The sequence below is a fragment of the Collinsella sp. LCP19S3_D5 genome (genome assembly GCF_052121415.1).
GTDB lineage: Bacteria > Actinomycetota > Coriobacteriia > Coriobacteriales > Coriobacteriaceae > Collinsella.
On sequence record NZ_JBQKEH010000013.1, the window covers coordinates 47,120 to 64,885 of the forward strand.

The following is a 17,766-nucleotide window of genomic DNA, read 5'->3' on the forward strand; positions in this document are numbered from 1 at the left end:
TTAGACGGGGCAAGAAGTGAGATTTAGCCCTTTACCTGCAAGAATGCATATTGCGAATTAACAGTTCACTTAATAGGGAAAACCAACACGTGGTACTCACCACGCTTCATGCGGGCACCGAGCAAGAGACCGTGGTGCGTTTGACGCTGCTTGCGCGCTATGGCATCGATCTGCCGAGCGAGCTCATCGAGGAACAAATCGCTATGGCGCTCGACGGCATCGTGATGTCCGAGCGCCATGCGGACGGCCGGCGTTTTGTGTCCTCCTATTCGGGGGTGCGACGCGGCGCGTCGGGTGGCGTGGAACTCGAGCGCTACGTGACCTTCGATGCCGCCGAGCGCACCTGGACCCTCAACCGCGAGCCGCCGTTTATCGCAGAGGGCTTGCGCTCGGGAACGCTTACGCAGGAGGAGGTGGACGAATGGAGGTCGTTGTGCCCCTCGTCGTAGGGGGCCTTGCCGGGTTTTCGGTCGCGACGGTATGCGGAGTGGAGCCTCATGTGCCGAGGGTGCCGCCGGCGGAGCTGGTGCGCCATATGTTTGAATCGGTGGCCGAGAAGCTGCCACGCGAGCTGGTGAAAAATGATCTGCTAAAAAAGATCGCCCGCTCCTGGGTATCGTTGGTTCCCGTGCGCCGCATCGGTCTTGTCGTTGAGGATGATGCTTCACGCTTGGCGTTCCTGTTGCTATCGAGTGGCGTCTGCTGCCTTGCACTTGCCGTGGTGTCGCTATCGCCCATCGGCTTTGTTTTGGGGGCGGTTGCGCCCTTTGCCGCGGGCGCCGCACGCGACATCTTTGACCACCGACGCGAGCAGCGCGATGTGGAGGAAGCCATGCCCGAGGCCTTTACGGCACTTTCCATGTCGCTTGCCTCGGGACATTCGCTGGCCCAGGGCATGCGGTTTGTGGGCGCTCACGTGCAAGAGCCGGTGCATACCGAGTTTCTGCGGGTAGCGGCGGCGATCGACTGCGGCATTTCGGCTGCCGATGCGCTCGACGACCTGCTTGTCCGCATCGACGCCCCCGGGCTTTCGCTTGTCGCGTTGGCGCTCAAGGTGTCGCAGCGGACCGGTGCCCCGCTTGCCGATCTGCTGTCCGAGGCGTCGAGCATGGTGGGGGAGCGTATCGAGCTCAAGCGCCGCCTGGATGTCAAAACGTCGCAGGCGCGCATGTCGGCGCATATGGTCGCGGCGATGCCGGCGGGTATGTGCGCGGTGCTGGCCCTGCTTTCGGCAGATTTTCGCTACGGTCTCGCAACGCCGGTAGGCGCCGGCGCCGTGGTTCTGGGGCTTGCCCTTAACGGCGTCGCCCTGGTGGTTATCCGGCGCATTATGCGGGTGGAGCTGTGAGCGCCCTGGTTGCCGCCGCGGCTTGCCTGTGCGCCTTCGGCGTATTTGTCGCGACGGGCCTGGAGCGCTCGGATGTGCGCAAGACCATGGAGATTTTCAGGGGCGAGGCGGTGCTGGTCGTTGCTGCGGCCCATTCGATGATCGATGCCGCTATTGCGCGGGTGAGGGGCGCATTTGGCGTGGACAACTCAGCGCAGGTTTCGCTCGGTGAGGTATCCGAGATGATTGATGTGGTGCGTCTGGGGCTTTCCGCCGGCCTTTCGTTCGATGCGGCGCTCGAGATCTTTTGCGCCAATCGTCGATCGGCGCTGACTGTTCGGCTTGAACGGGCATGCATGGCGTGGCAGGTGGGCGTGGGAGCGCGCGAGGACGAGTTGTTGGCGGCCGCGCAGGACCTGGACGTGCGGGCGCTCGAGACCTTTGCCATTACGGTGGGTCAAGCGCTCGCCCTGGGTGCCCCGCTTGCCGAGACCCTTGCTGCCCAAAGTCGCGAGATCCGCGCCGCCCATCGTGCCGCGGTCGAGCGCGAGATTGAACGAGCGCCCGTCAAGCTGCTGATTCCCACCGGCACGCTCATCTTGCCGGCACTGCTGTTATCCATATTGGGCCCGCTGCTGGGAGCAGGCGGGATGATGTAGGGAGGAATACATGAACAAAATGGCTGACGTTATGGGTAGGGTTTGGAGTCGGACGCTTTACCGTGCAATGCGTTCCTGTCAACGTGCCAAGGCGCTGGTGCAGGAGGAAAGCGCGCAGGGTACCACCGAGTACGCCATCTTGGTCGGCGTGCTCGTGGTAATCGCGATCATTGCCATCGTTGCATTTAAGGGCAACGTCGAAAAGCTATGGAACGCGATCAAAGACGGCATCAACAGCCTGTAGAAGGCGGGCATTCTGTTGGCGTGCTGCTGGTGCTCGCTTGCCTGATTGTGGCGATTGCGGCGACGCTCTGGGGGCTGAATGCCGTGCGACAGCAGCGTTCTGGGGCCGTCGCGGATGGGAGCTCGGGCGCGGTGGCGCCTCCCGATGACAAAGCGCGGGACACGGCCGACAGGGATGCCGCCGTCACGGCACAAACTTTTCTGCGCGCCCTCGACGAACGGGCGGATGCTGCGGCGGGTCCATCTGCGGACAACGCAGTCGCAGCCCGGCTGACATGGGCCGAGGAGCGACCGATGACCGAGGCTGCCGCGGACCTGTTGCGTGTTTATCGCGAGGTGCCCACAGCCCAGCTCGCTCTAAGCGGTTACCTCGACATCAAGGGCAACGTATGGGGCGCCATCGTGCGCGATGGGCGCGGCTGGGTCGACATGGTGACGGTTGCCGCGGATGCCGGCGACGCCTCGTGCCGCTTACGCGCGGTGCGCTTGGTTCCGCAAGCATCGGGGTCAAAGGAGGGATCGTGAAATGCTTGACGTTTTGCGCGAGGAGTCTGCCCAATCGACCGTTGAGTACGCCATCGTCACCATGGCGCTGCTTTCCATCGTGCTGGCGATTGCGGGGCTTTGGCGCGCCGGCACCGACGGACGCTTGGCGGCGTTGGCTGCACGGGCGGCGTCCCATGGCGTCGCCTCGACATCGGTTATCGACGCCGCCGCAGGCGCCAAAGACATCGCACTCTATTGATATCGCGCGCGAGGATTGGGCGCAGTCCACGGTCGAGGCCGCCTTTTTGCTGCCGACGTTTTTGACGCTCATCCTGCTTGCGCTGCAGCCGGTGTGCCTGCTCTATACGCGTGCGGTCATGGAGTCTGCCGCCGCCGAGACGGCGCGGCTCATGACCACGACGACGGCGGAGGACGACGACCTCAAGGAGTTTGCCCGCCGCCGTCTCGCCGCGGTGCCCGATGTCTCGATCTTTCACGCCGGCGGACCGCTGTCGTGGGATATCGAGCTTGGCCGGGCGGACGCAGGGGGCGTTTCGTCTGTATCTATCGCGGGTGATGTAAAGCCGCTGCCCGTGATCGGCGCGTTCGCGCAGGCCATGGGCAATGTGGGGGGAGGAGGAAATGTTGAGTTGAAAGTCGACGTTTCGTACCGATCGCGTCCCGGATGGCTGGAGGGAGACTATGATTCGTGGATTGCCGCGTGGGATTAGGCGTCGCCTGCTGCGAATGATGCGAGGGCTCGTGTGCCGTTGCCGGTCGAATGCCCGCCGCAAGCGGGGCGGCTTCATGGGCCGCTCCGGTATCGACTTGTTTATCGAGGACGGTGCCTACACTACGCTTTCTTCGGCGGTCGTCATACTTGTGGTGCTTACGCTGCTGTTTTCGTCGACGGCGGCGATATGGAGTATGTCGCGTGCCGGGGATACCCAGGTGGCGGCCGATAGCGGTGCTCTGGCGGGTGCCAACGTGATATCGTCCTACCATACAGCGGCCACGGTGGTGGATGCGAGCATTTTGAGCTTGGGCCTGGCGGGGTTTGCCACAATCGGCACCGGCTTGGTTGCCATGCTGGTGCCGGGTGGGAAAATAGCCGCAAGCGATATGGTCGATACCGGGATTGAGATTATTAAAACGCGCAATAAGTTTGCCAAAAGTGCGTCGGAGGGTTTGCAAAAAGTCGAAACGGCTCTGCCATATCTGGTTGCCGCGCGAGCTACGCAGGCTGTTTCGGCGCAGGATACCGATAACGTGATCTATACCGGCACAGCGCTCGCCGTGCCCAGGACATCGGAGTCGGACTTTGTTGCGCTCGAGGGGTCAGAAATCTCGACCGATGCCATCGAGAGCACCTCAAAAGACCTTGACTATGCTGCCAAGGAACTGAAGAAAGCGTCCGAGAAAACGTCAAAGGCCAAGGAACGCGCCTGGCTTGCCGACTGCGGCGGATCGGACAGAGGCGCAGTCGGAAGCTGTTCGTGCATGTGGGAACGCGCTAGGAGCTTGGCGAAGCTTTCGGATATTGAGAATCCGCACTATGCCTCGAGTGTCACATGGGAGCCGCAAGTGGCGCTCGATCGCGCGAAGGCCTATTACCGCTCGCGCCTTGCAAACGAGGCACCTCAGGGCTCAAGCGTCGAGACGAAGGCGGAGTCGGCGGCGCGCAAGGCGTTTTACACCTATGCGAGTACAGAGGTCAATCGTGCATATGTAACCGAGGACGGAGATGAAGTCACTTCCCATATCCCGCTGTTGCCGCGCAACTCTGAAGAGGTGCGAGCGACGGAACTCTATACCGATGCGGCGTGGCCAATTAGTACCATCGATGACAAGACGTATCTGCATTACGGAACGAGTTGCCCCAACTATAAGAAGGGGTCGCCAGGCGGGTTAGCCTCGGTTGCCGATTATGACGGGCAGGACAGATGCAACAGATGCCATTTTGGCGTTTCGTCGCTCGGTGCCGTTGCAGCGCCTTCGACTTCTATCGAAAACGGCTTCGAATACCACTTTGACAAGTTCAAAGATGCCCTGGAAGACTACGTCGACTGCCGCAACAAAGAACTCGAACTTGAGCGTCAGACCGAGGATGAGGCCGACCGTGCGGGCAATGCGTTTGACCAGGCCATCAAGGCGCTTTCGGGCGAGCGGCCGCGTATCGCCCCGCCCGGCCGAAACGGCGTGGTCTCCTTTGCGGTCTCGGGCGATATGACCAGTCCCGGTAAGCTCAACTCTTCATTCAATAAGCCGGTTACGCTCGGCAGTCGCGGTGCAATCTCTGCCGCGGTCTTGGCTCCCGACAACGCGACGGCGCAAAACAACGTGCTCTCGCGGTTTTTCTCGACACTGGAAGAGCGCTCGGGCGGCGTTGCCGGCGTACTCGATGGCGTCATGGATGTTTGGGGACGCCTGCTTGTGGGATACGGAGACATCCAAGGTTCGGCCGACGAACTTATGGACGAGATGATTAAAGACCTAGGAGGGGGCAGCGGCGCGTTGGGCTCCATTGCATCGTGGCTCGGCGATACCGTTTCGGCGTCCGTGGCGGCGCTGGGTTTGGAACCGTGCGACTTGCGCCTGCGAAAGCCGGTGCTGACCGATTCCGCTAACGTCATTAAGAGTCCGGGGTCTGACATTGCCGGTCTCTCTCAAGCGCAAGACAAACTGCGAAGTATTCCGTTGGGCGTGACGGATCCCAAGGCGCTCTGCGAGGCGTTGGAATATCAAGTCGAACGCACCATTAGCGGTACGGTGTTCACACTTGCGGAGATTCCGTTGCCCGGCGGTGGTTCCATCCCGCTTACCGTCGATGTCGCTACGCTGGCGGGCGCCTTGGGCGGTGGATCGTAATGGGCGTTGGTGCAGTCTTGTACGAGGAGCGCGCCCAGGCGACGGTCGAGATGGCCGTGGTCGCTCCCGTTTTGCTGGCGCTTGCGCTCATTGTGTACAACGTCATGGTCTTTGCTGGCGCCGTTGCGCGCTTCGATCGCGTGGTGCCCGATATCGTGCTGGCGCACGCTGTGGCGCCGGAAGGGGAGGGCGATGAGAGCTCTGTCGATGCCTCGATGCGTGTCCAGTCCGAGATTCAGGCGGCTATGCAGGGCTATAATCTGCAGGTCGAGGTCTCGAGCGAGCAGAGCTCGGCGTCGTCTGATGGCGGCTTGCTCTCTCTGTCCGGGACGTTTAGGACCTATGCCTGCGTCATGTACTATGAGCCGTGGCCTAGATTGCTCAGCATTGCCGGCGTTTCTCTGGGGACGCCGGCGAAGCTGTCGCACGAGCGCGCGGTTACGGTCGATCCGTGGCGACCGGGGGTGGTCATGTGAGCGCCGTCTTGTCTTATATCGCCTACGCGCGTGCGCTCAATAGGCTCGGTTGGTCGCCGGCAGAGTTTATGGTGGCAGAATCGTTTGGCGCACGCTTGCGCGGCATGCTGGGCCGCGTGCCGATTACGGCTGACGGACTGCCGCTCGTCATGGCGTTTCCGTGCTGCTCTTCGGTTCACACCTGTTTTATGGCTTATCCCATCGACATTGCCTTTATTGATTGCAGCGGCAATATCCTTGCACGCTACGAAAATGTCCGCCCCTGGCGCATGTGTTCCTGTCCCGGTGCTTGGGCGGTGCTGGAACGCCCTTCAATCTTTGTATCGCCCACTGTCTTGCAACGAGTGCAGGCTTGAAGGCCCTGAGCGAAAAATTTCTTGCGGCCGGTTGATGTCTCTGACGTGCTGCTTTACAGAACCGAGGCGGTGTCCAAAAACTTTTTTCAAATTCTCGGTTGACCGGAGCGCGTCCTTGGTTATACTAATCAAGCCTTGAAACAAGGCACACCTCAAATGGCTGGGTAGCTCAGTTGGTAGAGCAGAGGACTGAAAATCCTCGTGTCAGGGGTTCGATTCCCTTCCCCGCCACCTTGAATTGACTAGGACCTCTGCAAAGGGGTCCTTTTCTTTTATGTAGCCCCCGCACGGAATCGAACCCCGAGAGGGCGCGGAGCTGAGGAAACGCGATAGCGTTTGCCAGCGTAGCTCGCAAGGCGCGCAAGCGCCGCAGCGGTCCGTCCGCGCAGCGCGCGGACGCGATTCCCTTCCCCGCCACCTTGAATTGACTAGGACCTCTGCAAAGAGGTCCTTTTCTTTTATGTGGACCCGCGGAAAACGCATCCCAGAATTTCAATCCTGAGCGGGATGCGCTTTCCGCTTTAGGGGCGCTTGGGAAAATGCGACCCGGAATGACGTGAAATTACGGGACATGCTTTCCGGTTGGGCCCGCTGGCGGAAAATGCATTCCATTATTGAGCAAAAAAACGGGATGCGCCTTCCGGCGCCTGCCTTCGGCGCGCGTGCACATCTTGGCGTACCATCTCGGGTGTGCCCGCCCAGACATTACTCCTACTTTTGCGCCACTTTGCAGACCGTTCGATCGGCTGTCCGTGTGCGCGGGTATACTCAAAACGATACTTTTCCTATGCAATACGATGCGGGTTCGCCCTGCACGATTCGAAGGGGGCCGTGATGGAGAGGATACTCGGCGTTAATCTCTCTGGCTGGTTTATTCCCGAGCCTTGGGTGACCCCGTCGCTGTACGCGGCGACAGGTGCGTCCAATGCGGCGGAACTGCAAGAAGCCATGGGCACTGCTGCCTATAACGAGCGCATGCGTCGCCATTATGAGACATTCGTAAGCGAAGATGATTTTCGCCGTATGGCGCAGATTGGTCTCAATGCCGTGCGTTTGCCGGTGCCCTGGTATGCCTTTGGCTCGCAGGAGTCCGATGCGTCCTACATTTCGGTTATCGACTACATTGACCGTGCAATTGAGTGGGCTGCCAAGTACGACATTCGCGTGCTGCTCGATCTAGCGACTGTGCCCGGTGGCCAGGGCGATTCCAACGATTCGCCCACCACGCCGGAGGCTGTTGCCGAGTGGCATTCGTCCACCAACGGTCGTCACGTTGCGCTCGACGTGCTGGAGCGTTTGGCCGATCGCTACGGCGAAGCCGAAAGCCTTCTGGGCATTGAGCTGCTGGATGCACCTCGAATGAGTGTCCGCAAGAGTCTCTTTACCATGACGGATGGCATTCCGGCCCACTACCTGCGCAATTTCTATCGCGATGCCTACGAGCTCGTCCGTTCGTATATGCCCGAGGATAAGATCGTCGTCTTTTCGTCCTCAGGACATCCCGGCGAGTGGAAGCATTTTATGCGCGGCGCCAAGTACAAGAACGTCTACATGGACCTTCACCTGTACCATTACCGCGACGAGCATGCGCTCGACATCACGAGCCCCCGCGGGCTGACGACGGCGATTTCGCGTAACAAGCGCGAGCTTAAAGAAGCGATTTCAACTGGGTTCCCCGTGCTGGTGGGCGAATGGTCGGGCGCGGCGATCTTTGCCAACTCGTCGGTTACGCCCGAGGGCCGCAATGCCTACGAGCGCGTGTTTATCGCCAACCAGCTGGCTTCGTTTGCGCCGGCTGCCGGTTGGTTCTTCCAAACGTGGAAGACCGAGAAACGCATCGCAGCATGGGACGCCCGCGCGGCGCTCGGTACGCTCGAGCGCGGCATGATTGAATAGGTTGATATGACGCAAAACAGCGCCCGTACGGGCAAACTCTATGTGGTCGGAACACCCATCGGCAACCTGGGCGACCTGTCTCCGCGCGTTGGCGAGGCGTTTGCCGCCGCCGATGCCATCTGCTGCGAAGACACGCGCGTGACCTCAAAGCTACTGATGCACCTGGGAATTTCCAAGCCGCTTGTCCGTTGCGACGAGAATGTGATCGCCAGCCGCGCCACCGGTCTGGTCGACCGCCTGCTGGCGGGTGAGACCCTTGCCTTTGCCTCGGATGCCGGCATGCCGAGCGTGTCCGATCCCGGCCAGGCGCTGGTCGAGGCGGCGCGCGAGGCCGATGTGCCCGTCGAAGTTATTCCCGGCCCCTCTGCTTGCGTCACGGCGCTCGTATCGTCCGGCATTCCCTGCGAGCATTTTTTCTTCGAGGGCTTTTTGGGCCGAAAGCACGGCGACCGCGTACGCCGTTTGCAGCGCCTTGCCGTGGTGCCCGGCGCGCTCATCTTCTACGAGTCTCCACATCGCATCGTGGCGACGCTCGAGGCCGTGGCAGAGGTCTTTCCCCAGCGTGAGGTTGCCGTCTGCCGCGAACTCACCAAGCTGCACGAGGAGGTCTTGCGCGGGACCGCCGCCCAGCTTGCCGAGGGGCTGCGTGCTCGCGGCGAAGTAAAGGGCGAGATTGCGCTGGTCATCGCGCCACCGAGTGAAGACGAGGAGACCGGCATCGTGCCGGTTGGCGCAGCGGCAGCGGATCCCGACGAGGCCCTGCGCGAGGATATCCGCGCCGCGCTCGAGGAGGGGGAGCCCGCCTCTGCGGTGGCCAAGCGTCTGTCTCAGAAGTATTCACGCCGCAAACGCGATGTCTATGCCATGGTGCTCAATATGCAATAGATGGAGGATATCCAGCCCTTGCGTTAGAATCATCCCCTGTATGCAACGTTTTTCTGGAGGACAAACCCCATGGATCAAAGCAAGCCTTCGTTCTTTATCACGACCCCCATCTACTACGTCAATGCCGATCCGCATCTGGGCACGGCTTATTCCACCATCATCGCCGACGTTCAGGCTCGCTATCGCCGCTCCGCTGGCTATAACGTCAAGTTCCTGACCGGCATGGACGAGCACGGCGAGAAGGTCGCCGAGGCCGCAGCCAAGCATGGCATGACGCCGCAGGAGTGGACCGACAGCCAGGCTCCGCACTTCAAGGAGCTTTGGAGCAAACTCGAGATCTCCAACGACGACTTCATCCGCACCACCGAGCCGCGCCAGCATCATGCGGTGCAGTATCTGTGGGAGCGCATGAAGGAGTCTGGCTACCTGTATAAGGGCAGCTACGACGGTTGGTACTGTGTGCCCGACGAGACTTACTTTACCGACACGCAGGTCCAGAAGGGTGACGAGGAGTACGGCAGCGTCGGCCAGCACCTGTGCCCCGACTGTCATCGTCCGCTCGAGCGCGTGCAGGAGGAGTCCTACTTCTTCAAGCTTTCCGCTTTCCAGGACAAGCTGCTCAAGCTCTATGACGAGCATCCCGATTTCGTCGAGCCTGCATTCCGCATGAACGAGGTGCGTAGCTTTGTCGAGGGCGGCCTCAACGACCTTTCCGTGAGCCGTACGAGCTTTGACTGGGGCATCCAGGTTCCATTCGATGAGGGCCATGTGACCTATGTGTGGTTCGACGCGCTGCTCAACTACATGACGGCTGTCGGCTACGGTGTCGACACCGACGAGGCCCGTGCCGAGCTGGCCTATCGCTGGCCTGCGCAGTTCCACATTGTGGGCAAGGACATCATTCGCTTTCACTGCGTCATTTGGCCCGCTATGCTCATGGCCATTGGCGAGGCTCTGCCCGAGCACGTCTTTGCCCACGGCTTCCTGACCGTGCGCAATGCCGAGACTGGCAAGGCCGAGAAGATGTCCAAGAGCCGTGGCAACGCCATTGCCCCGCTGGATGTTATCGACATGCTGGGCGTCGAGGGTTATCGCTACTACTTTATGACCGACGTGGTCCCCGGCACCGACGGCGCTATCAGCTTCGATCGCATGGAGCAGGTCTACAACGCCGATCTCGCTAACAGCTGGGGCAACCTCATCTCGCGTTCGCTCAACATGAGCGGTAAGTACTTTGATGGTTGCGCGCCCGCCAAGCCCGCATCGTTCGATGCGTTCGATAACCCGCTGGCAAAGATCGCCGATGGCCTGGCCGGGCGCTACATGGCCAAGATGGACGTGCTCGATTACGGTGGAGCCAAAGACGAGGTTATGGAGCTCATCCACGCCGCCAACCACTACATCGAGGACTCCGAGCCCTGGGCACTTGCCAAGGACGAGGCCAAGGCCGACGAGCTGGCGTTTGTGATCTACAACCTCCTCGAGGCCATCCGCATTGCCGCTCACCTGCTGATGCCGCTCATGCCCCAGACTTCTACCGAGGCCCTGCGCCGCCTGTCGTGCGAGGACGAGGCCGCGAGCGACGATCTCAAGGGCATTTGCGCTTGGGGTCTGCTTGCCGGTGGTCAGCCCGTCGAGAAGGGTGAGCCGCTGTTCCCGCGCCTGGGTTAAGACGCCGCGCGCCATATCGGCAATCTGCTGTTTAGGTGTAAGGGCATGGCCGCAACGGTCCATGCCCTTTTGTTTCAAGACGCCGCCACCATGCTAAGGAGGCAACTATGACAACTTCGCCTTTGGCAAACCCCACGGCAACAAGGGAGCTGCTGGAGGAGTTTGGCCTTGCGACCAAGCATCGCCTGGGCCAGAACTTCCTGATCGACAACCATGTGATCGAGCGTATTTGCGAGCTTTCCGAACTTGCGGGCGATGAGCGCGTGCTCGAGGTTGGTCCGGGCGTTGGAACGCTCACGCTTGCGCTGCTTCAGGAGGCGGCGTGCGTCACGTCGATTGAGGCCGATCCCGAGCTCGAGCCGGTGCTCGATGCCCATGCCGCCGACTATGCCAACTTCCGCTTTATCATGGGCGACGCGCTCAAGGTGTGCCCGGAGCAGATTGAGCAGGCCGCGGGCGGTGAGCCGACGGTATTTGTCGCGAACTTGCCCTATAACGTGGCAGCGACGATCATTCTGCAGTTCTTCCAGACGATGCCCGCGCTCAAGCGCGCCGTCGTCATGGTTCAAAAGGAGGTTGCCGATCGCATTGCCGCAACGCCGGGCAACAAGACCTACGGCGGCTATACGGCAAAGCTCGGCCTGTATGCGCAGGTGACGGGTCGCTTTGAGGTGCCGCCGCGCTGCTTTATGCCGGCGCCGCATGTGGATTCGGCCGTCGTGCGCATCGACCGTGTTGACGGCGTAGCGCCCGAGGGGCTTGATCGCGAGTTTGTGGCCCGCGTGATTGACGCTGCGTTTGCTCAGCGTCGCAAGACCATCCGCAATTCCATGAGCGCCAACGGCTTTGCCAAGGACGTGCTCGATGCCGCCTTTGAGGCTTGCGGCATCGCGCCCACCACACGCGCCGAGACGCTTGGCGTTGCCGATTTTGTCCGTCTGGCTCAGGAGCTAATCCATGATGCCTAATGACGAGCGCGTGACGTTTACCAAGAAAAAGAAAACGGTTGCTTGCCCCGCGCCCTTGGCGCCGCTTGCCGATACGCATGCGCACCTGCTCTCGTTTTGGGGCAAGGAAGTACCCGAGACGCTTGTGCGCGCCAAGGCTGCAGGCGTCGACCTGTTGGTGACGATTTTTGATCCCATTGCCGACAAACGCAGCGTGACGGACTATAGCGACTGGCTGGTGCGCGAGATTTTGCCGATGCGGGATATTCCGCAGATAAAGTATCTCGCCGGTGTGCACCCCTATGGCGCGCCGGACTATACCGATGACATCCATGCACAGGTCGTTGCTGCGCTTCATGATCCCTTATGCGTCGGTATCGGGGAGATCGGTCTGGACTACCACATGGATTACGACGACGGCATCGCGCCGGCGCCCCACAGCGTGCAGATCGACTGTATGGCGCGCCAACTCGAGGTTGCCGTACGCCGCAATGTGCCGGTAGAGCTGCATCTGCGTCATGAGGACACGGACGAGGAGCGCTCCTCGCATGTGGATGCGTACAACGTGCTGCGCGAGGTGGGTGTGCCTCAGGCCGGTTGCGTGCTGCATTGCTTTGGCGAGGATCGCGCCACGATGGAGCGCTTTGTGGATTTGGGTTGTTACATCGCCTATGGCGGCGCGGCCACCTTTAAGCGCAACAATGATGTGCGCGAGGCATTCGCGGCGACCCCGCTCGACCGTATTTTGTTCGAGACAGATTGTCCCTATATGGCGCCGGAGCCCATTCGCGGTCTTGAGTGTGAGCCGGCAATGATTTCCATCACGGCAAACGCGCTGGTTAATGACCGTGTCGATCGTACTGGAGAGAAAGCAGAGGCAATTGCGCAAGCTGCGTGGGACAATGCCTGCAAACTTTTTCAAAAATAGTCTTGCGTTCACGGTGGCGCTCCGTTATTCTAATTCCTGCACGCGGGCGTGGCGGAATTGGCAGACGCGTACGGTTCAGGTCCGTATGGGGGCAACCCCATGAAGGTTCAAGTCCTTTCGCCCGCACCATTGATTGAAAGAGCTCCCAGCAATGGGAGCTTTTTTGTTATGGGCTTCCTGATGGTGTCACATGGCTGCTTTGTGCGGGTATCCTAGTGCCAACGTGTGCCCATCGGAGGAGAGACCATGCTGTTATCCGGTATTATCGCTGCCCTTACGAGCCTTCTGCTTCCCATCATCATTTTGTTGCTACTGCTTCCCAACGCCTGCTATGTCGTTGAACAGCAGCATGCTGTGATCATCGAGCGCCTGGGCAAGTTTAACCGCATCGTCAACGCGGGTTTCCACATGAAGGTGCCCGTGATCGACCGCAAGGCCGCCACGGTGAGTCTGCGCACCATGAAAAACGGTTTTGGGATCGACGTTAAGACCCAGGACAACGTGACTATCGGCCTTGAGGTCTCTGCTCAGTACCACGTGAGCTATGACATGGGAGCCGGCCCGGCAGATTCGGGCATCTACAAGAGCTACTACATGCTGCAGGAGCCCGTCGACCAGATGCGCGACTTCATTACCGATGCCCTGCGCTCTTCCATCCCTGTCTATACCCTTGATGAGGTCTTTGCCAAGAAGGATGACATTGCCAAGGACGTCAACGCCACCGTATCCGAGCAGATGGCCGCCTACGGCTTTACCCTCGTGTCGACGCTCATCACCAAGATCGCGCTGCCGACCGAGGTCGAGAACTCTATGAATGACATCAACGCCGCCCAGCGTAAGCGCGCTGCTGCGCAGGAGCTCGCTGAGGCCGACCGCATCAAGCGCGTTACCGAGGCGACCGCCGAGGCCGAGGCAATGGAAAAGGCGGGCGAAGGCATCGCCAACCAGCGCAAGGCCATCGCGCTGGGTATCAAGGATTCGCTCGAGATTATCCAGGAGACGGGCGTCGGCAACGATGAGGCCAACCAGCTGTTCATGTTTACGCAATGGTCCGAGATGATGACGGAGTTCGCTCGCACGGGTAAAACATCGACGGTCGTGCTGCCGAGCGACTTTTCGCAGTCGGCCTCTATGTTCGAGCAGATGCTGACCGCCGGCAAAGTTCAAAACGATTCGAAGGAGTAGGCGCGCGTGAAGTGCACCGTTGTATGCGTCGGTAAGCTCAAAGAGCGTTTTTGGAAGGATGCCTGCGCCGAGTACACCAAGCGCCTGGGCGCCTATGCCAAGGTGGATATGCGCGAGGTGGCCGATATCGACCCGGCCAAGGCGGGCGGCGTGGATGCCGCGCGCGACAAGGAGGGAGCGGCGATTCTTGCAGCCCTGCCGCCCCGAGCGCATGTGATTCTGCTGGCCATTGAGGGCAAAGAGCGCTCGAGTGAGGAACTCTCGGCGCGGCTCGATGATCTTATGTTGCGAGGCAACAGCGACATCGCCTTTGTGATTGGCGGATCGGACGGCGTGAGCGACGATGTTCGCTCACGAGCTGACGAAATGCTCAGCTTTGGACGCATTACCTTGCCGCATAACTTGGCGCGCGTGGTGCTGCTGGAGCAGGTCTACCGCGCCTGCAAGATTAGCCGTGGTGAGCCGTATCACAAATAGGTCGGCAACACGAAACAATGCCGTGGGACAATAGCTCTCGATTTGAAGAACCTGTCTGAGAGGACTATGAGATATGAAGATTGGATTTGTCGGTTTTGGCAATATGGCGAGCGCTATGGCCGATGGCTGGATTGCCGCCGGTGTGGCTGCGAGCGACATGTGTGCCTGCGCGGGCCGCTACGATGCCCTGGTTGAGCGCTGTGAGGCGCGTGGGATACTTGCCTGTCGTGATGCGGCGGAGGTTGTCGCTGTATCCGATATCGTGGTTGCTGCGGTCAAGCCGTACATGATCGAGAAGGTCTTCGCTCCGCTCAAGGATACTCTTGCCGATAAGGTCGTCCTTTCGGTCGCCTGGACTTGGGACAGTGCCAAGTGGGAGCAGGTTCTGCCGGGTGTCGCGCACATCTCGACGGTCCCCAATACACCGGTTTCGGTGGGCGAGGGCGTCATTGCCTGCGAGAAGTCCTCTGCGCTCAACGGCGAGCAGCGTGCCGTGGTGCTCGACCTGCTCGGAAAGCTTGGCACTGTCGTTGAGCTCGATACGAGCTTGCTGTTTGTGGGTGGTACCGTGGGCGGTTGCGCCCCGGCATTTGTTGCCATGGCGATTGAGGCCCTGGGCGACGCGGCCGTCAAGCACGGCATTCCGCGCGCTGACGCCTATCGCATTGTGAGCCAGATGGTTCTGGGTACGGCGAAACTGCAGCTTGCAACTGGGCAGCATCCTGCGGCGATGAAGGATGCCGTGTGCTCGCCCGGCGGCGCAACCATCAAGGGCGTCGTCGCGCTCGAGGACGCCGGCATGCGCAGCGCCCTGGTCAAGGCCATCGACGCCACCCTTCAGTAAACCTGCCATTTAGGGACAGGTTTATTTTGGCAGGTTTTTCCTGCGGTTTTATCTCTATAGCGAAAAGCGCCCCGCAACCGGGTTGATACCGGTTGCGGGGCGCTTGCATTTGCCCAGATAAAACCGACCAAAATAAACCTGTCCCTAAATGGCAGGTTAGTCCCAGAAGCTGTCTTGATCTTCTTCGGATTTGGGCCCGCGGTCGACGTAGAGCTTATGGGTGCGCTTCTCCATTACAAAGGCAAGAATCGCAAACAGCAGGATGCCGCCGGCGAAAAGGATGGCAAAACCGGTGCGGGTGCCAAACAAAAAGGAAAAAACTGCGTCCATTGGGTGCCTTCTTGCGTAGTTGAGTTGGGTCGTAAACGCTCATAAGTATATACTTGCCCATACATGTACAAGGTTGCAACCTAAATGGAATGTATATCGCCGGAGGATCTAATGCTTGATATCAAGTTTGTTCGCGAGAACCCCGATGCCATCGATACCGCCATGGCTAACCGCCAGACGTCTTGGGATCGCGAGAAGTTCTTTGAGCTCGACGATGAGCGTCGTGCCGTCATCACCGAGGTCGAGGAGCTCCAGGCCACGCGTAATGCCGAGTCCAAGAAGATCGGCGCCCTGATGAAGGAGGGCAAGAAGGACGAGGCCGAGGCCGCCAAGGAGGCCGTGCGCGCCGTCAACGAGAAGATCGACGGTCTGGCCGAGCGCCGCACCGCTCTCGAGCAGGAGCAGTACGACTTTATGGCTCACCTGCCCAACATTCCCTGCGAGGCCACCCCGTACGGCAAGGACGAGGACGAGAACATCGAGCGCCGTCGTTGGGGCACCCCGCGTGAGTTCGACTTCGACTTTAAACCGCACTGGGATCTGGGCACCGACCTCGACATCCTCGACTTCGAGCGCGGCAACAAGCTCTCCGGTAGCCGCTTCACCGTTCTCGGTGGCGCCGGCGCCCGTCTGGAGCGCGCCCTCATCAACTTCTTCCTCGATACGCACACTAGCCGTGGTTTTAAGGAGTGGTGGCCGCCCATCGTCGTCAAGCGCCAGACCATGTTTGGCACGGGCCAGCTGCCCAAGTTCGAGGACGACGCCTATCATGTCTCGGGCGATAACTTCCTGATCCCCACCGCCGAGGTCGTGCTTACCAACCTGCACGCCGGCGAGGTTCTCGATGCCGACACCCTGCCGCGCCGCTACACCGCCTTCACCCCCTGCTTCCGCGAGGAGGCCGGCTCCGCTGGTCGCGACACCCGCGGCATCATCCGCCAGCACGAGTTCGACAAGGTCGAGATGGTCAAGTTTGCCAAGCCGGAGGAGTCCGACGAGGAACTCGAGAGCATGACCGCCGAGGCCGAGTTCCTGCTTCAGCAGCTGGGTCTTCCGTATCGCGTGATTAGCCTGTGCACCGGCGACTTGGGCTTCTCTGCCCGTCAGACCTACGACATCGAGGTCTGGCTGCCGAGCTACAACGCCTACAAGGAGATTAGCTCCTGCTCCAACTGCGGCGACTTCCAGGCCCGCCGCGCCAACATCAAGTATCGCGATCCCGAGAACTTCAAGGGCTCGCGCTACCTGCACACCCTTAACGGTTCCGGTCTGCCGGCTGGCCGCACCATGGCCGCCATTCTGGAGAACTACCAGAACGCCGACGGCACCATTACGATCCCCGAGGTTCTGCGTCCTTACATGGGCGGCCTCGAGAAGATCGAGCCGGTCGCGTAGGTTTGCTGCATAAGCGATTTGCGGGGGCGCCCCTATCCGGGGCGCCTTTTTTGTGCGCGGAGCCTTACCATGTCGCGCGGACAGCTCAATACAAAATACACGAACAAATGTTCTGTATACGCTCGTCTACCTGCTATGCTTTTACTAGATACGAGCGGGAGAAGGGGGATGTGATGGACCTGTTTGATGAGCGGGTAGTTTTATTTGAGAGCGATGAAGGTGGGGAGCACCTGCTAGTTACGTGTGAGCCATCGGGTATGGGTGGCTTGGTGGTGAGGCAAACGAGCGAGGGTCCGTTGACCCAATGGTGCTTTGAGGAGTCGCCACATGTAGTTGAGACCTTTGTGACGCACGAAGGGCTTGCAACACTCGAACGGTTCTATGGAGTCGGGACTTCTAGCCAGGTGGCACGCATGCTGAGTATCTCGTTTGCCGAGTATGATTGCGCCCAGCGGGTGCGCTCGCTATTGAAGGAACTCGGCGTTGGGTTCGATGTGGTTGAAAAGCCGATCGATCGTATGGGAAACGGTGATACATGCGGAGCTGCATGAGGAAAATGGTCTAGAAAAAAATCAAGATTGTGCTTGACTCCAATTAACTAAAATGGTTTCATATGTCTTGCGCTGCGGCGTTACCTCAGCTGGATAGAGGGTCTGACTACGAATCAGAACGTCATAGGTTCGAATCCTATACGCCGCACCAATCGAACTTGAAGCCTCCGGCAACGGGGGCTTTTCTTTTTTGGAAGCCATGCATGGATTCGAACCTCGGTCGAGGCGCGAGCGTAAGAAAA

At 60.1% G+C, this 17,766-nt stretch carries 21 protein-coding genes and 3 tRNA genes; 23 read left to right on the forward strand and 1 reads right to left on the reverse strand.

All coding sequences use genetic code 11. From position 1 onward, the window contains the following. The first annotated feature begins 89 nt into the window (after positions 1–89). The 20 genes from ACTQXO_RS06630 (at position 90) to proC (ending at position 15,248) form a co-directional block, all read left to right on the forward strand. Positions 90–449 carry a hypothetical protein gene (locus tag ACTQXO_RS06630; protein ID WP_441545584.1) on the forward strand — a complete coding sequence of 120 codons (360 nt, stop codon included), beginning with the start codon at positions 90–92 and terminating at the stop codon, positions 447–449. Beyond that, positions 422–1,348, forward strand: coding sequence for a type II secretion system F family protein (locus ACTQXO_RS06635; protein ID WP_441031698.1), 927 nt, complete (start codon positions 422–424; stop codon positions 1,346–1,348). The genes ACTQXO_RS06630 and ACTQXO_RS06635 overlap by 28 nt, the downstream gene beginning before the upstream one ends. Next, positions 1,345–1,986: a type II secretion system F family protein gene (locus ACTQXO_RS06640; RefSeq protein ID WP_441031696.1), complete on the forward strand. Its 642-nt coding sequence runs from the start codon at positions 1,345–1,347 to the stop codon at positions 1,984–1,986. The genes ACTQXO_RS06635 and ACTQXO_RS06640 overlap by 4 nt, the downstream gene beginning before the upstream one ends. A gap of 10 nt (positions 1,987–1,996) precedes the next feature. Then, positions 1,997–2,230 carry a hypothetical protein gene (locus ACTQXO_RS06645; RefSeq protein WP_427719148.1) on the forward strand — a complete coding sequence of 78 codons (234 nt, stop codon included), beginning with the start codon at positions 1,997–1,999 and terminating at the stop codon, positions 2,228–2,230. A 293-nt stretch (positions 2,231–2,523) separates the two neighbouring features. Beyond that, complete coding sequence (locus ACTQXO_RS06650) at positions 2,524–2,754, forward strand: hypothetical protein (RefSeq protein WP_154517646.1); 231 nt, start codon at positions 2,524–2,526, stop codon at positions 2,752–2,754. A 1-nt stretch (position 2,755) separates the two neighbouring features. After that, positions 2,756–2,974 carry a hypothetical protein gene (locus ACTQXO_RS06655; protein WP_154517649.1) on the forward strand — a complete coding sequence of 73 codons (219 nt, stop codon included), beginning with the start codon at positions 2,756–2,758 and terminating at the stop codon, positions 2,972–2,974. Next, positions 2,910–3,446 (forward strand): TadE/TadG family type IV pilus assembly protein, encoded by a 537-nt coding sequence (locus ACTQXO_RS06660; RefSeq protein ID WP_441031694.1) that lies wholly within the window; start codon positions 2,910–2,912, stop codon positions 3,444–3,446. Before ACTQXO_RS06655 ends, ACTQXO_RS06660 begins: the two co-directional genes overlap by 65 nt. Further along, positions 3,418–5,583, forward strand: a complete 2,166-nt coding sequence (locus tag ACTQXO_RS06665) for a hypothetical protein (protein WP_441031692.1) — start codon at positions 3,418–3,420, stop codon at positions 5,581–5,583. The genes ACTQXO_RS06660 and ACTQXO_RS06665 overlap by 29 nt, the downstream gene beginning before the upstream one ends. Continuing rightward, a complete protein-coding gene (locus ACTQXO_RS06670) occupies positions 5,583–6,059 on the forward strand; it encodes a hypothetical protein (RefSeq protein ID WP_427793906.1) in 477 nt (158 codons plus the stop codon). The genes ACTQXO_RS06665 and ACTQXO_RS06670 overlap by 1 nt, the downstream gene beginning before the upstream one ends. Further along, a complete protein-coding gene (locus ACTQXO_RS06675) occupies positions 6,056–6,415 on the forward strand; it encodes a DUF192 domain-containing protein (protein ID WP_427719076.1) in 360 nt (119 codons plus the stop codon). The genes ACTQXO_RS06670 and ACTQXO_RS06675 overlap by 4 nt, the downstream gene beginning before the upstream one ends. 158 nt (positions 6,416–6,573) lie before the next feature. Then, positions 6,574–6,646, forward strand: a tRNA-Phe gene (locus tag ACTQXO_RS06680). A 603-nt stretch (positions 6,647–7,249) separates the two neighbouring features. Further along, positions 7,250–8,311: a glycoside hydrolase family 5 protein gene (locus ACTQXO_RS06685; protein WP_427719073.1), complete on the forward strand. Its 1,062-nt coding sequence runs from the start codon at positions 7,250–7,252 to the stop codon at positions 8,309–8,311. Between the two features lie 6 nt (positions 8,312–8,317). Further along, positions 8,318–9,196: a 16S rRNA (cytidine(1402)-2'-O)-methyltransferase gene (rsmI, locus tag ACTQXO_RS06690; RefSeq protein WP_441031689.1), complete on the forward strand. Its 879-nt coding sequence runs from the start codon at positions 8,318–8,320 to the stop codon at positions 9,194–9,196. A 69-nt stretch (positions 9,197–9,265) separates the two neighbouring features. Further along, on the forward strand, positions 9,266–10,867 hold the full coding sequence (gene metG, locus ACTQXO_RS06695) for a methionine--tRNA ligase (RefSeq protein WP_441031687.1): 1,602 nt from the start codon (positions 9,266–9,268) through the stop codon (positions 10,865–10,867). A 107-nt stretch (positions 10,868–10,974) separates the two neighbouring features. Next, the gene (rsmA, locus tag ACTQXO_RS06700; RefSeq protein ID WP_441031685.1) at positions 10,975–11,835 is read left to right on the forward strand and encodes a 16S rRNA (adenine(1518)-N(6)/adenine(1519)-N(6))-dimethyltransferase RsmA; all 861 of its coding nucleotides are present in this window, start codon (positions 10,975–10,977) and stop codon (positions 11,833–11,835) included. Then, a complete protein-coding gene (locus ACTQXO_RS06705; protein WP_441031683.1) occupies positions 11,825–12,742 on the forward strand; it encodes a TatD family hydrolase in 918 nt (305 codons plus the stop codon). Before rsmA ends, ACTQXO_RS06705 begins: the two co-directional genes overlap by 11 nt. Positions 12,743–12,784: 42 nt before the next feature. Beyond that, positions 12,785–12,871, forward strand: a tRNA-Leu gene (locus ACTQXO_RS06710). A gap of 117 nt (positions 12,872–12,988) precedes the next feature. Continuing rightward, positions 12,989–13,927 carry an SPFH domain-containing protein gene (locus ACTQXO_RS06715; protein WP_117848150.1) on the forward strand — a complete coding sequence of 313 codons (939 nt, stop codon included), beginning with the start codon at positions 12,989–12,991 and terminating at the stop codon, positions 13,925–13,927. A 6-nt stretch (positions 13,928–13,933) separates the two neighbouring features. Beyond that, positions 13,934–14,404, forward strand: a complete 471-nt coding sequence (gene rlmH / locus ACTQXO_RS06720; protein WP_370450649.1) for a 23S rRNA (pseudouridine(1915)-N(3))-methyltransferase RlmH — start codon at positions 13,934–13,936, stop codon at positions 14,402–14,404. A gap of 73 nt (positions 14,405–14,477) precedes the next feature. Continuing rightward, positions 14,478–15,248, forward strand: a complete 771-nt coding sequence (gene proC, locus ACTQXO_RS06725; protein ID WP_441031680.1) for a pyrroline-5-carboxylate reductase — start codon at positions 14,478–14,480, stop codon at positions 15,246–15,248. A 156-nt stretch (positions 15,249–15,404) separates the two neighbouring features. Here proC and ACTQXO_RS06730 read toward each other — a convergent pair whose 3' ends face one another. After that, positions 15,405–15,578 (reverse strand): DUF6724 family protein, encoded by a 174-nt coding sequence (locus ACTQXO_RS06730; RefSeq protein ID WP_195838594.1) that lies wholly within the window; start codon positions 15,576–15,578, stop codon positions 15,405–15,407. A 111-nt stretch (positions 15,579–15,689) separates the two neighbouring features. Between ACTQXO_RS06730 and serS the strand changes: the two genes are divergently transcribed. The 3 genes from serS (at position 15,690) to ACTQXO_RS06745 (ending at position 17,675) form a co-directional block, all read left to right on the forward strand. Further along, positions 15,690–16,973, forward strand: coding sequence for a serine--tRNA ligase (gene serS, locus ACTQXO_RS06735; RefSeq protein ID WP_118080822.1), 1,284 nt, complete (start codon positions 15,690–15,692; stop codon positions 16,971–16,973). Between the two features lie 173 nt (positions 16,974–17,146). Continuing rightward, entirely contained in the window at positions 17,147–17,524 is a 378-nt protein-coding gene (locus ACTQXO_RS06740) for a hypothetical protein (protein WP_441031677.1), read from the forward strand. Between the two features lie 74 nt (positions 17,525–17,598). Further along, positions 17,599–17,675, forward strand: a tRNA-Arg gene (locus tag ACTQXO_RS06745). The last annotated feature ends 91 nt before the right edge of the window (positions 17,676–17,766 follow it).

Excerpts from the sequence above, each read along its gene's own strand:
- ACTQXO_RS06645 (WP_427719148.1), top strand. The coding sequence starts at position 1,997 with ATGAACAAAATGGCTGACGTTATGGGTAGGGTTTGGAGTCGGACGCTT.
- ACTQXO_RS06685 (WP_427719073.1), top strand. The coding sequence starts at position 7,250 with ATGGAGAGGATACTCGGCGTTAATCTCTCTGGCTGGTTTATTCCCGAG.
- serS (WP_118080822.1), top strand. The coding sequence starts at position 15,690 with ATGCTTGATATCAAGTTTGTTCGCGAGAACCCCGATGCCATCGATACC.
- ACTQXO_RS06665 (WP_441031692.1), top strand. The coding sequence starts at position 3,418 with ATGATTCGTGGATTGCCGCGTGGGATTAGGCGTCGCCTGCTGCGAATG.
- metG (WP_441031687.1), top strand. The coding sequence starts at position 9,266 with ATGGATCAAAGCAAGCCTTCGTTCTTTATCACGACCCCCATCTACTAC.
- proC (WP_441031680.1), top strand. The coding sequence starts at position 14,478 with ATGAAGATTGGATTTGTCGGTTTTGGCAATATGGCGAGCGCTATGGCC.
- ACTQXO_RS06660 (WP_441031694.1), top strand. The coding sequence starts at position 2,910 with ATGGCGTCGCCTCGACATCGGTTATCGACGCCGCCGCAGGCGCCAAAG.
- ACTQXO_RS06730 (WP_195838594.1), bottom strand. The coding sequence starts at position 15,578 with ATGGACGCAGTTTTTTCCTTTTTGTTTGGCACCCGCACCGGTTTTGCC.
- ACTQXO_RS06635 (WP_441031698.1), top strand. The coding sequence starts at position 422 with ATGGAGGTCGTTGTGCCCCTCGTCGTAGGGGGCCTTGCCGGGTTTTCG.
- ACTQXO_RS06740 (WP_441031677.1), top strand. The coding sequence starts at position 17,147 with ATGGACCTGTTTGATGAGCGGGTAGTTTTATTTGAGAGCGATGAAGGT.
- ACTQXO_RS06705 (WP_441031683.1), top strand. The coding sequence starts at position 11,825 with ATGATGCCTAATGACGAGCGCGTGACGTTTACCAAGAAAAAGAAAACG.
- ACTQXO_RS06650 (WP_154517646.1), top strand. The coding sequence starts at position 2,524 with ATGACCGAGGCTGCCGCGGACCTGTTGCGTGTTTATCGCGAGGTGCCC.
- ACTQXO_RS06670 (WP_427793906.1), top strand. The coding sequence starts at position 5,583 with ATGGGCGTTGGTGCAGTCTTGTACGAGGAGCGCGCCCAGGCGACGGTC.
- ACTQXO_RS06655 (WP_154517649.1), top strand. The coding sequence starts at position 2,756 with ATGCTTGACGTTTTGCGCGAGGAGTCTGCCCAATCGACCGTTGAGTAC.
- ACTQXO_RS06715 (WP_117848150.1), top strand. The coding sequence starts at position 12,989 with ATGCTGTTATCCGGTATTATCGCTGCCCTTACGAGCCTTCTGCTTCCC.
- rsmI (WP_441031689.1), top strand. The coding sequence starts at position 8,318 with ATGACGCAAAACAGCGCCCGTACGGGCAAACTCTATGTGGTCGGAACA.
- rsmA (WP_441031685.1), top strand. The coding sequence starts at position 10,975 with ATGACAACTTCGCCTTTGGCAAACCCCACGGCAACAAGGGAGCTGCTG.